The organism is Rhodococcus sp. 05-340-2 (genome assembly GCF_002258915.1).
In the GTDB taxonomy this organism is placed as follows: domain Bacteria; phylum Actinomycetota; class Actinomycetes; order Mycobacteriales; family Mycobacteriaceae; genus Rhodococcoides.
Genome location: NZ_NOYU01000013.1, coordinates 92198 through 103882, shown reverse-complemented (window position 1 = coordinate 103882; position 11685 = coordinate 92198). Strand labels below are relative to the sequence as shown.

The window sequence follows — 11685 nt, the reverse complement described above, 5'->3', positions numbered from 1 at the left end:
GTCCTCACTCCGAAGATAGTGCAACACAGGATGATCGATCACCCGTGCCGTCGTCGGTATTCCTGTTCGGCTCCGGGGTGCAGTGGGATGCTGCCGGTCATGACGAGCGACCGCGCGTCGAGAAATTGGCTGCCGATCGCCTGACCGGGAACCAAGCCGGAGGACTGATCGAGAAGCACACTCACCAGCGCGGCGACAACGCGGTCCGGAACCTCCGGATGCGCCAGGAGAAGATTCGGAATCCCGACGGTGGTCACCTCCGGATGTTCGCCGTACACGTTTGCCGGTACCAGCACTGCCTCGTACGCGGTACCGAATTCGCGTCTGAGATCGGCGACGACGGTGCCCAGATCGAGTAGACGAATCGCGGCTCGAGGCTGGGCAAACGCCGGAGTCGGCAACCCGCCCGCCCACATCACGGCATCGACTTCGTTGGTCGTCAGGGCATCTGCCGCCGAGCTCATCGACAGCTGAACCTGTCCCACGGCACCTGCTTCCGCCACACCCGCTGCGCGGAGAACTCGCTGAGATACTTCGGTGGCACCGGATCCCGGGGCACCGATGCTGACGTTTCGCCCTCGCAGATCGTCCATGGACTCGATGGCCGAGTCCGCGCGCACGGCCACTTGAAAGTAGTTCTCGTAGACGCACCCGACCGCCGCCAGATCTCCACTCGGGTGACTGTAGGCGGCGTCCATGAGCGTCAGGGCGAGCTCGGCCTGCCGAGAACCCAACGCCTCGAGGTTGTCGACGGAGCCGGCCGACGTGAGCGGAACGATCTGCGCTGCATCGGTTTTCGCGGTAGCGTCGGACAGCAATCCGGCGAACTCCCAGAAGAAGCCACCGACCTCGCCTGCCGCGAGGCGCAGCTGCATCGGCGGGTCCGAGGCGCAGGCACCCACGACGGCAGTGCTCAGGGCCAACAGACCGGCCTGCAACGCCGTTCTACGCGAGAACGACGCTGCGGGATCGGCCATGTCAGTCACTGTAAGGCGTCGCAGGTCACTGGAACGCTCGACCCTGCTCTCGGTCGAGCACGGTCTCGGACTTGTTGCGCAGTACGAAGATGTACACCAGCAGCGAGATGGCGATCACGACCGTCACGTAGAAGATGAACCAACCCACGTGCCCGCCGTTCTTCGCGGCTTGATAGATCAGTGGTGCTGTACCGCCGAAGGCCGAGTTGGCGAGTGCGTATCCCAAGCCGACACCGAGTGCGCGCACGTGCGACGGGAACAGCTCCGCTTTGACGATCGCATTGATCGAGGTATAGCCGGTGAGGATGACGTAACCGACGCACACCAGTGCGAGCGATTGCACCACCGACGTCGCCGTCGGCAGGTACGTGATGAGCACGTAGGTGTACAGCACGCCTCCGATACCGAAGAAGACGAGCAGCGGCTTGCGGCCCACCTTGTCGCTGATCATTCCGCCGATGGGCTGCAGCAGCATGAGGAAGACCAGGCCGGCGAGGTTGATCCAGGTACCGGTCATCCCCCGGTCCTCGTACGCGGTCTTGACCATCGAGGGTGCGTTGACGCTGTAGGTGTAGAACGCAATGGTGCCACCGGCCGTCACCATGAAGCAGATCAGCAACGCCCGCCAGTGGTTGGCGACCAGCTCCTTCAAGGAACCGGAGGCTTTGTCCGCACCGCTGCGAACGGCGTCGAGTTGATCCTTGGTCAAGGATTCGTCCATGCTGCGGCGCAGCCAGAAGACCACCACTGCCGCGACTCCGCCGATGAAGAAGGCTATGCGCCAACCGAAGTCTTCGATCTGTTCGCGCTCGAGGAACACCTGCATCAGCAGCAGAGTCACCTGTGCGAGCACATGCCCACCGACGAGGGTGACGTATTGGAACGACGAGAAGAATCCCCGGCGCTCGCGCGTGGCGGCCTCGGACATGTACGTCGCCGACGCACCGTACTCACCACCGGTGGCGAAGCCCTGAACCAGCCGGCACAGGATCAGGATCACGGCGGCCCATACGCCGATGCTCTCCCGTCCGGGAGTGAGCGCGATGACCAGCGAGCACGCCGCCATCATCGAGACGCTGAACGTCAGTGCAGCCCTGCGCCCGTTGCGGTCCGCGTAGCGGCCGAAGAACCACGACCCGACCGGTCGCATCAAGAACGTGACCGCAAAGATCCCGTACACGTAGATAGTGGAGTTCTTGTCGGCGGAGTCGAAGAACTGATTCTCGAAATACGTCGCGAAGACGGTGTAGACGTACACGTCGTACCACTCGACCAGATTTCCGGACGACCCCCGCAGTGTGTTGAAGACGGCACGGCGGGTGGCAGCGCGAGAGGAAACGGGTGGACTCGGGAGCGTCGAACCGGTGATCGAGGTGGCCTCGTTGGCCATGGTTTGGTCCTTCCACATTCAGCGGGCAATTGGGCTGCCGGTCAACGATCGGCAACCGAAGCCTCCCTACTGTGACGGCAAGCACAGCCCGGAACCAAGCCGTTTCGGATTTCCTAACACTCCCTTAGGAAACGACCTTCGGGAGCCGCAGCTCGATCCGCAGTCCCACTGGCCGACGCGCCATGACTCGAAGGGATCCACCTGCTCGCTCGGTCAGGGCGTGGACGATCGACAGACCGAGACCGGTACCGTCCCCGTGCGCACTCGACGCTCGATAGAACCGATCGACGACCTTGCCGAGTTCGGCTTCGGGCACACCGGGTCCGTTGTCGGACAACCACATCGTGATGTCCGCGTCACTGGTTCGGTAGCCGATCTCGATGCCGGAGCCGGACCCGGCGTACTTGGTTGCATTGCTCAGCAGAGCGTCGAGGATTCGAGTCAGGTCGTCCTCGGACATCGCAACTCGACCATCCGTCTCGGCATTCGGCTTCGAGACGTGGACAGTCATTCCGGCGACCGCTGTCGTGCTCGACCAGAATTCGACGCGATCTGCGACAACCGCACCGAGATCACACCCCGAAGATCGGGTGCTCGTCGGTGTTTCGGCAGCTGCGAGAACGAGCAGGTCTTCCACCACGGAGCTCAGGCGATCGACCTCGAGGGTGGTCCGTTGGTGCGCATCGGTTGCCGAATCCGGCACCCGCATTCCCAGCACGTCCATCCGAATTCGCAATGCTGCCAGTGGGTTCCGGAGAGCGTGGGCGGTGTCGGCCACCAGTCGACGTTGCGCAGCGGTGGCGGCCTCGACGTCGTCGGCCATGGCCTCGAAGGCACTGGACAGCTCACGCACCTCCGGTGGTCCGACGTAGGGCACCGGCTCGAGGCGTTGCGATCCTTCGATAGACACCTGATCGTGGAACTTGTCGCCGAACGAATGGACTCGGGAGGACAATGCACCGAGCGGACGAACGACCCAGCGTGACAACGCAACAGCAATCGCCGCCACCGTCGCGAGAATCAGCATGGCACCGACAGCGATGACCACCCAGGCAAGTGCGACGTCCCTGCGCGCAGAATCGGTGGAGGCCTCGAGGACCACCGCGCCGTCCACTTGCGTTCCCCCACCGACCGGGGCGGCAATCAACACCGAGGACTCCGACCACGGCGTCAGGCTCGACGGTAGGTCGCCGCGCTGATTACGCAACGCTCCTGCCACCGCCTGCTGAACGTCGGCACTCTGCAAGTCCATGCCGGACACCGCCCGCGCCTCTCCGGTGCGATCGACGACGGCAACGCCCTCGTCGTACAGACTGTTGTAGCGCTGCACCGATTCTCGGATACGTGCTACGCCGGATTCGTCTTCTCGCGAGCTCAGTTCTGCGAAGAACGATGCTGCAGCGGCCCGATTCTCGCCGAACCGTTGGGCCCGTTCGCGGCCGACCAACAGTGCGAGGGGAACCGACAGAGCGAGCACGACGACGGTGGAGTAGATCATCAACACCAACAGGACACGCCGCCGCACGTCAGGTATCCCAGCGGTAGCCGAAGCCGCGGATGGTGACGATGGCACCCGGGCGAGCGAGCTTGGAACGCAATGCCGTCATGTGGACGTCGAGCGTTCGTGAAATCGCGACATAGGCGTCACCCCAGATGGCGTCCATCAACTGTTCCCGGCTCACTGCTTCGCCGCGTCGCGTCACGAGATGGGCCAGCAGGTCGAACTCCTTGGTTGTCAGCGCAACATCGCGTCCGCCGACTTCGACGGCACGACCGGACAGATCGACGACGACGTCACCGAGTGTCAGCCTGTCCGCCGCGGGTTCGGTGGCCGCGCTTCGTCGATGCGCGGCCACCTCGAGTCGCGCGTGCAATTCCCCCAATCGGGCCGGCTTGACGACGTAGTCGTCTGCGCCGCCGCGCAGGGCCCGTACCACCGAGCGCTCGTCGTCCCGTGCAGTCAATACCACCACCGGGACCGAACTGAGGGTTCGTAGTTTGCGAAGAACATCGAGGCCGTCCATGTCCGGTAGTCCGAGATCCAGTAGTACAACGTCCATCTCGTGATAGCCGAGCAGAAGGTCGGCACCTCGACGCATGCGGACAGGCGCGTGTCCCACCTCGGTCAACGCGTCGACCAACGCATCACCGACCCCGTCGTCGTCCTCAACCACAGCTATACGCATCGACCTCAAGATAGGCCACCATCGGGTTGGACGAGTGCTGTTGGCTACGGGTCGGCACGCGCGCGCGGACGTCAGTGTTCAGAATCGGGTGTCATGCGCGGGATGCCGCCGGTGAGCGACGGTAGTGAACGCTCAGGTGCGGCCCGTGGGCGCACCCAGTTCGTCAGGCAGGGGCGCTCGCGCGAAGACCGGGTGCACGAGCGATATCGATGACCTGCTCGCGCGTCAACACGCCCCTGGCATTCACATCGATACGGGTGCCGTCGGTCGCGCGCGCAATGACGCGACTCGTGTCCTTGCTGTCCTGAATGTCGAGCACTGTTCCGTCGGCCTGCGTCGAGCGCTCGTCGACGACGCCCGCGAAGCACGGACCAGCGGGCTGATCGGACAACCCGACGGTGACTGTCAGCGTGCCGGTCCTATCGCCGGCGGTGACGGTTCCGAGCGCGTCGGCCTCGCCGTCCAACGACTGCCGTACCGCGACCGCGTCGAAGCCGAAGGTCGGTGCGAACGGTTCGGGTTCGACGGTCGCTCCGGTGGGTAGTGCCGCGATCAGGGCATCGGTCATCGCTCGTGCTTTGGCCTCGAACCTCCACGGCACCTCGGAAACGTCGACGTCACCTCCGCCGATAAATGCGTAGTTCACCCGCACCGAGTCCTCTGGCTGGATGACCTCCTCGCAACCTGGAATCACCACTGGGTCAGGTTGCGGTTCGTGCAGCAGGCCGGCCACAACCGTGCCGCCGGCGACGATCCCGACGATCACCGCAACCGTCGACCACACCGAGCCACGTGCGCCTGTCGATTTCATACAGTCCTTGCCCTCTCGGTGTGTAGTTCTGCGCGCAGCGGGGCACACCCACATTGTCCAACCTTCGGCGACCCCTCGCCCCGACTTTGTGGAGACTTCATGACGATGCCGACCGATGCAAGCGATGCAGTCCCGTCCCACGGCAGCAACGACGGCCCGCGCGAACACACGGCCGAAACCGACGCGATCGAGGGCGCGCACGTGGACGACGAGAACGTGCCCCACCCTCCCGAGAACGGAACCGAGCAGAGCTGATCCACGGGTCGACGGCGTGATCGGTTCATCGTCACGAACCCGTCCGCCGAGCAATGTCGCCGGTCGGCCCAGTCGTCGCCCCGGCGCTGGGCGACCGTCGATTTCGAGGTCGTACCCCCCGGCCCGGATCGAGTGCCTCACCCATCGATCGCTGGGGCTCACAGATCCAATCCTGCAGCCGACGCGAGCTCGACGAGTGAATCCACGTCGATTCCGTCTCCAAAGCTGAACTGCACGAGCGTGTTCGACGGCCGGAGCACACTCAACCACTCGCTCGACTGACCACCTCGCGGGCTCTCGTCAGAGCGACGGGTCACAACGGTGCCGTCGGGCAGAGTCGATCGGTTCACACCAGAACTGTCCTGCGCGTCGGTGTTTCGCCACCCAGTGGTGTCCCCGGTCGATATCTCGATACTCAATTCCGTGGATCCGGTCGGTGTCGATACGTTCACTGTGGTGCACGCACTTCCACTTCCGGACGACCCGAGCACCAGATCGCCGATGGGCCGATCGGATTGCGTATCAGGAAAGACGACTGCCCACTGGTCGGCCAGTGACGCGCCGATGCGTTCGACCGTGTCCTCGGACAGCGGGAGCGTCGGATACTCTCGGTACGAACCACAGTCACGAGGCGGTGGCGGTGTTCCGTCGGGAACCCCTGCGGTGACGCGCAATTCGGGGTTCGCGACGATGCCGCGAAGCTCGTCCACCTCCAGCGGGAGCATCACGTCGCTACCGTCGTTCGACGTTCTCGCGTGTACGAGAGTGTCCGCGAAATACGCGACCGCAGTGCGGCGACGCGTCGCCCCTCCGTTGAAGTCCGACACCGCATCCAACGTGTCGACAACAGTGCCGTCGGGCAGGGTCGTTCGTTCGTCGACCCGCTCTTCGACGCACGGCGGAATTTCCCCGTCCCACTCTTCGACCGAAACTCCGAGGGGCGCCAGCACATCTCCGCGACCGACGACGCCGGAGGCCGTACTGTCACCGCTGATGTCCTCGACCGTGACGCCCTCCGCAATCTCGACGCCCTCGGGATAGATCTGCATCGGTTGGAACACCAAAGAATTCGACGGCGGAGCGAACTCCAATTCCACATCGGCGGGCAAGGATTCGATCAACGCAGTCGACATTGCCGACGCCTTTGTTGCCGTCAGCCACGGATAGTCGGGGTTGTCGTACCGACCCCCGTAAGAACCGATCGAGAAAGAAAAGCCTTCCTCGGCGGGAAGAACGAAGTCGCAGCCGGGTATGGGCCCGACGGAGGGCCGCTGATCTTCGAGGACTCCGGCAACCACGGTTCCGACGGACACGATCGCTACGACCACTGCGACGTCCATCCACACCCCACCGCGTCGCATATCGGTTCGCATTCGCAGAGCCTAGCTTTCGACTCGGGACGTCTCGGCCATCCGAGTCACCAGCACCGAATCCCTTTCCTTGCGCACCTGCGAGCGTTGGTGCAAGGTGGCTGGCGTGAGCAATGAACCCGGCTCGAACCCAGCACCGCTGCGCTTTCTGGGCGTACCTGTCAACGAGATTCCGGCCATGGTGCCCTTGCGACTCGTACTCGCACACACCGACACCATCGCGGTCTGGCTCACCGGCGCACACATTTACAGCCGTTGCGTGACGTTGTCGGTCGATGCGGCAGTCCCGACCACGGATCGCTTCCTCGGTATGTACGGCTTCGGAAAGCCCGAGTCCGGCCGTACCCCGCCCATGCTGATCGGCTTCGAGGATGCGCAGGGCACTGTATCCACCAATCTCCCCGGCCGACCCACAGGCCTGCAGGCGAACGGCGGGAACGGAAGCGGCATTCACGGCCGGATCGGTCTCGTACTCACTGCCTTGCCTGCCCCAGGCCCGATGAACGTCCACTTCGCATGGCCGTACTTCGGAATCGACGAGACCCGGTTCACAATCGACGCAGACGAGTTCCTTTCCGCCGCAGACCAGGTGACCGCCCTGTGGGACGAGCCGGATCCGGAGACAGCAGCGCAGATCGACATGGACAATCGCGAGACTCCCGAAGTCGAGATTCCTGAAGGCGGTTGGTTCGCCGCTGCTGCCGAACGGCAGAAGCCACCCCCACGCGACCCCAACGCACCGAGGCGAATCAACTTCGCACACATCGACGACCGACGACACTGAGCTCTCGACGCAATTCCCGTATTGTCCTGTTCGTGACTCGACCCTGGACCGTCAGAATCTCAGTTGTCTTCGCCTCGCTCGCGACAGTTCTCGTCGGAGCACCGGGTGTGGCATCAGCACACCACCAGGAATTCACGCCGTTCCCGTACAACCTTTCCTTGGGCAGAGAACTGTCACTGCCGTGCGCGGGTGAGGTGGGCGGCGACGTGTACACGCCTCACGACCGACCGGGTATCGCGGTGATCACGTTGACCTGGAGAACGTTCTTCACCGACGGATGCCCGCTCACCGTGTTCGTGAACATGAACAATTTCGACGCCCCATGGGTCGACCCGTACAGCGGTGCCAAGCCGACCGGCGGCACGTGGATGGTCCACCTGAACTCCGCCGCCGTCGGTACGGTTCCGCCCGAAGGTAGGGAGTGGAGCAAGCAACTCGCCATCGACATCGGTTCCGGTAGAGCGGGACTGACGGTGACCACGGACTCTCCACTCAACACCACCCTGCTCGACCCCGCCGGTAATACCGTGCGCTTCACCGTGGCCTGACATCGCTGGGTCTCATTCGCTCCGGGTGCAGGTTGTTCCGGGAACACCCGAATTCGTGGCAGACGCGCCCGAGTGCGGAGAACAGGGACAATCCGGTCACCTGAGCAGTCGAGTAGCGGCGCGGACCGCTCGAACGCCGATCCCTACGTTCGGCGCAATGGAATGATGCTGCGCACCCGCTCGTCCCGTAGGTACAGCGCACCCCACGCTGCGATGCCCACGTAGATCGCGAAGAACACGGTGCTCAGCAGAGGCTTATCGACACGCCAGTTGGTGAGCACGGCCCCACCGAGATAGCCGGTGAGCACGATGGCACCCAGGATCGACGTCGCGGGAACGGCGTAGAGAACCACGATGACCAGCATGACGATGCCGGTGATCGGAGCCATCTCGTCCCGCAGGCCGAGGTCGACCGATGCGTCCTTCACCACCTGCAGATTCAGAATGTGGCCGATCGCGTCGAACAGTAGGAAGACGATCACGAGGAGCTGTAGAACGAGGCCGATCCGCGGAGCGATCTTCCTCGGCGTGCTGGTGTGAGTGGTGGTCATGGTTGTCTCCTCGATAGCGGTCGATGCCACCTCTTGGACCCGGTACAACCGAGAAAGTCACCGGCGCGCCCCAGTCAGTAAGGTCTAAGCATGACTGTGCGAGCAGGTGTGGTGGTCACGGGAACCGAGGTTCTGGCCGGTCGGGTCACCGACCGGAACGGCCCATGGGTGGCTCAGCGACTTCTCGAGATGGGGGTCGACGTTGCCCACATCACCGTCTGCGGTGATCGGCCGGACGATCTGGCTGCGCAGGTTCGGTTTCTGGCCGATCAACGCGTCGACTTGATCGTCACCACCGGAGGTTTGGGTCCGACCGCCGACGACCTCACCGTTCCGACCGTCGCCGCGTTGTACGGCCGCGAATTGACGCTGGACGCCGAGCTCGAAGATCGCATCCACGCGATCGTGCAACGGTGGCGAAGCCGCATGAGTTCTGCAGCCGACTCCGAGCCGCTACGGGCCGGTATCCGCAAGCAGGCGATGGTTCCCCAAGGTGCGCAGTCCATTCCACCGACCGGAACTGCACCCGGGGTCGCGATACCAGCCGACGAGTCCAGGTCCCTGCCCGCCGTCCTCATCCTGCCGGGACCACCACGCGAACTGCAGGCGATGTGGCCGGAAGCGCTCGACAGCACACCCGTCGCCGAGGTTTTCGCCCGCCGCACACAGATGCGTCAGGACACCATTCGCGGCTATCGACTGTCCGAAGCCGATCTCGCCGCGACGTTGCGGACGGCCGAAAGCGAGATCACGAGATTCGGCGAACTCGAGATCACCACCTGCCTGAGTCGGGGCGAGCTCGAGATGGTGACCCGCTACGCCGAATCAGCGAGAACCGCATACACGGAACTCGAACATCTCATCGACAAAATCCATGGTGCACAGGTCTTCTCCACCGACGGCTCCACCATCGACGACATCGTCGCGAACCGCTTGTCCGGGCATCGAATCGCGACGGCAGAATCGTGCACCGGAGGGATGATCGCCGCACGCCTGACCGACCGTGCAGGATCGTCGGCGTACGTCATCGGCGCGGTGGTGTCCTACGCCAACGAGGCGAAGACCGGTCTGCTCGACGTCCCAGCCGAGGTCATCGATCGGCACGGAGCCGTCAGCGAGCCGGTGGCGGCGCTGATGGCCGAAGGCGTACTGAAGCGGCTCAGCGTCGACATCGCGGTATCGACCAGTGGCGTTGCCGGACCGGGCGGTGGCACCGAGACCAAACCGGTCGGGACCGTCTGCTTCGGTATCGCCGTCACGGGCCGACCTACCATCACTCACACGCTTCATATCCCTGGCGACAGGGCAAGCGTGCGTTCGCTGTCGACCACGGCGGCCATGCATATGCTCGCGGACGCGTTGGGTGAGGGCCCCGAATAGGCCTGCCGCCACTCGTCCGATCTGCGCTGTGTTCGGCCGAACAACGGAGTCGTGGTCCGCACCTCGAATCGCCACGGGTCTGCCTCCACATGGGGATCCACCGTCATCGTTCGACCAGGACCGACGAGCGGTGCCACTGACACACTCGAAGCGCGATCTGAATATCGAGTGTGTCGTCGGGACTGTCGAGACTGCGTCCACATTCACCCAAGGCCTGCTCCACACGGTACTGAATAGTGTTGCGGTGCACCGATAGTCTCGATGCTGCGGCCGAGAAACTCCGGCCGTTCATCAGGAACACGCGTAATGTCTCGCGCAATCGCTCCGCCTTCTCGGTCGACAGGGCAAGATCGCCGAGTACATCGACGACGAATTCGCGCAACCGGGCACGATCGTCGGACATGAGTGCGGTGGAAGCGATCTGCGAATAAGCGATCACAGGTTGCAGAGACCTGGCCTCGGCAGATGCAACTCGCATTACTTCGCGCGCTTGTTCCCATGTACGTCGAAACCCAGCTCTACCCGAGGCCGGATTGCCGAATGTCAGGCGCACGTTGCTCTTCGCAGCCACGACCTCCCTCGCGACCGCGGCAACATCGAGAACGAACCCATGCGCCACGGGATACCACACCCACATCTCGCCATCTCCGGTCGATACGGTCAGTGGCGGCGCAGCGCTTCCAAGGTGCGAGGCCAACAGGTCACGAGCGTCCTCTGCCACACCCGCGGATGCTCGATCGCCGCCTGTCGAGACGTGCACGTCGGTGGACGCAGAGCCTGCGTCTTCGACTGTGATGCAAACAGCCAGATGGCGACCGTTCACCCGGTAGTCGAGTGCCCGCTCGGCCGTCCGAGTATTGACAACGCTGTCGTCCATCAACCGTGATACCCAACCCCACACGACACCGTTCCGACTACCCCGCCAACGCTCCCGTTCCTCCACATATGCAGCCTCGACCTGCGCACACACCTTCTCGATGTATTCGGCAACGTGCGTCACCATCTCGACGATGGCGACGCTGCCGTTCGGGTGTTCCAGATTCGTCACTCCGGCCATCGCGGTCTGCACGAATCGGGAATGCCCGATCCGGTACGCACGAAGTAGCGCCGAAAGCTCGATCCCCGCTCTCGCCACAGCCCGTGCATGGTCGATCGCGACCACAGGCACCCGAAGCTCCGGCTCGTCGACGTCGCTGACCAGAAAGTTCACGGCGGCCTTCACATTGGCATCGATACAGACTTCGAGAAGCATGCTCAGGCCGGGGCCATCGTCGAGCTCTGCGATCTCGGACCGCACGAGAGTGACGAGTTCGTCGATCAGATCGCCGTCGAGAATATTCACGGCAATCTGCGGCATCACGCCCCGGATTTGTGAATCCATCCGCATCCTTGTCCTCGTCGCCCCGGCTGTCCGGCCAGGGCACACGCCACGA

Annotated in this window: 12 protein-coding genes; 4 read left to right on the top strand and 8 right to left on the bottom strand. The window is 63.7% G+C overall.

The annotated features are described in order from the left end of the window. Window positions 1–38 precede the first annotated feature (38 nt). The 5 genes from CH271_RS08295 to CH271_RS08275 form a co-directional block, all read right to left on the bottom strand. A complete protein-coding gene (locus CH271_RS08295; RefSeq protein ID WP_094633375.1) occupies window positions 39–977 on the bottom strand; it encodes a TAXI family TRAP transporter solute-binding subunit in 939 nt (312 codons plus the stop codon). Window positions 978–1002: 25 nt separating this feature from the next. Continuing rightward, a complete protein-coding gene (locus CH271_RS08290; protein WP_094633374.1) occupies window positions 1003–2367 on the bottom strand; it encodes an MFS transporter in 1365 nt (454 codons plus the stop codon). 124 nt (window positions 2368–2491) lie between these two features. After that, window positions 2492–3892, bottom strand: a complete 1401-nt coding sequence (locus CH271_RS08285) for a sensor histidine kinase (protein WP_256986332.1) — start codon at window positions 3890–3892, stop codon at window positions 2492–2494. Between the two features lies 1 nt (window position 3893). Beyond that, entirely contained in the window at window positions 3894–4553 is a 660-nt protein-coding gene (locus CH271_RS08280) for a response regulator transcription factor (RefSeq protein WP_094633342.1), read from the bottom strand. 163 nt (window positions 4554–4716) lie between these two features. After that, a complete protein-coding gene (locus CH271_RS08275; protein WP_143546024.1) occupies window positions 4717–5364 on the bottom strand; it encodes a hypothetical protein in 648 nt (215 codons plus the stop codon). 99 nt (window positions 5365–5463) lie between these two features. On the opposite strand from CH271_RS08275, the gene CH271_RS28750 reads away from it, so the two are divergent. Further along, window positions 5464–5619 carry a hypothetical protein gene (locus tag CH271_RS28750; RefSeq protein ID WP_170945711.1) on the top strand — a complete coding sequence of 52 codons (156 nt, stop codon included), beginning with the start codon at window positions 5464–5466 and terminating at the stop codon, window positions 5617–5619. Between the two features lie 158 nt (window positions 5620–5777). Here CH271_RS28750 and CH271_RS08270 read toward each other — a convergent pair whose 3' ends face one another. Then, window positions 5778–6992: a hypothetical protein gene (locus CH271_RS08270; RefSeq protein ID WP_094633340.1), complete on the bottom strand. Its 1215-nt coding sequence runs from the start codon at window positions 6990–6992 to the stop codon at window positions 5778–5780. A 103-nt stretch (window positions 6993–7095) separates the two neighbouring features. Here CH271_RS08270 and CH271_RS08265 point away from each other — a divergent pair, with 103 nt between their 5' ends. Beyond that, window positions 7096–7773: a hypothetical protein gene (locus CH271_RS08265; protein ID WP_143546023.1), complete on the top strand. Its 678-nt coding sequence runs from the start codon at window positions 7096–7098 to the stop codon at window positions 7771–7773. A gap of 32 nt (window positions 7774–7805) precedes the next feature. Beyond that, window positions 7806–8321, top strand: coding sequence for a hypothetical protein (locus CH271_RS08260; RefSeq protein WP_094633338.1), 516 nt, complete (start codon window positions 7806–7808; stop codon window positions 8319–8321). Window positions 8322–8464: 143 nt separating this feature from the next. On the opposite strand, the gene CH271_RS08255 is transcribed toward CH271_RS08260, so the two are convergent. Continuing rightward, a complete protein-coding gene (locus tag CH271_RS08255; RefSeq protein ID WP_094633337.1) occupies window positions 8465–8872 on the bottom strand; it encodes a DoxX family protein in 408 nt (135 codons plus the stop codon). 90 nt (window positions 8873–8962) lie between these two features. Between CH271_RS08255 and CH271_RS08250 the strand changes: the two genes are divergently transcribed. Further along, window positions 8963–10252 (top strand): competence/damage-inducible protein A, encoded by a 1290-nt coding sequence (locus tag CH271_RS08250; protein ID WP_094633336.1) that lies wholly within the window; start codon window positions 8963–8965, stop codon window positions 10250–10252. Between the two features lie 103 nt (window positions 10253–10355). Here the strand turns inward: CH271_RS08250 and CH271_RS08245 are convergent, their stop codons facing one another. Beyond that, window positions 10356–11633 (bottom strand): PucR family transcriptional regulator, encoded by a 1278-nt coding sequence (locus CH271_RS08245; protein WP_179274607.1) that lies wholly within the window; start codon window positions 11631–11633, stop codon window positions 10356–10358. Window positions 11634–11685: the final 52 nt, after the last annotated feature.

Excerpts from the sequence above, each read along its gene's own strand:
- CH271_RS08270 (WP_094633340.1), bottom strand. The coding sequence starts at position 6,992 with ATGCGAACCGATATGCGACGCGGTGGGGTGTGGATGGACGTCGCAGTG.
- CH271_RS08280 (WP_094633342.1), bottom strand. The coding sequence starts at position 4,553 with ATGCGTATAGCTGTGGTTGAGGACGACGACGGGGTCGGTGATGCGTTG.
- CH271_RS08255 (WP_094633337.1), bottom strand. The coding sequence starts at position 8,872 with ATGACCACCACTCACACCAGCACGCCGAGGAAGATCGCTCCGCGGATC.
- CH271_RS08290 (WP_094633374.1), bottom strand. The coding sequence starts at position 2,367 with ATGGCCAACGAGGCCACCTCGATCACCGGTTCGACGCTCCCGAGTCCA.
- CH271_RS08275 (WP_143546024.1), bottom strand. The coding sequence starts at position 5,364 with ATGAAATCGACAGGCGCACGTGGCTCGGTGTGGTCGACGGTTGCGGTG.
- CH271_RS08250 (WP_094633336.1), top strand. The coding sequence starts at position 8,963 with ATGACTGTGCGAGCAGGTGTGGTGGTCACGGGAACCGAGGTTCTGGCC.
- CH271_RS28750 (WP_170945711.1), top strand. The coding sequence starts at position 5,464 with ATGACGATGCCGACCGATGCAAGCGATGCAGTCCCGTCCCACGGCAGC.
- CH271_RS08295 (WP_094633375.1), bottom strand. The coding sequence starts at position 977 with ATGGCCGATCCCGCAGCGTCGTTCTCGCGTAGAACGGCGTTGCAGGCC.
- CH271_RS08245 (WP_179274607.1), bottom strand. The coding sequence starts at position 11,633 with ATGGATTCACAAATCCGGGGCGTGATGCCGCAGATTGCCGTGAATATT.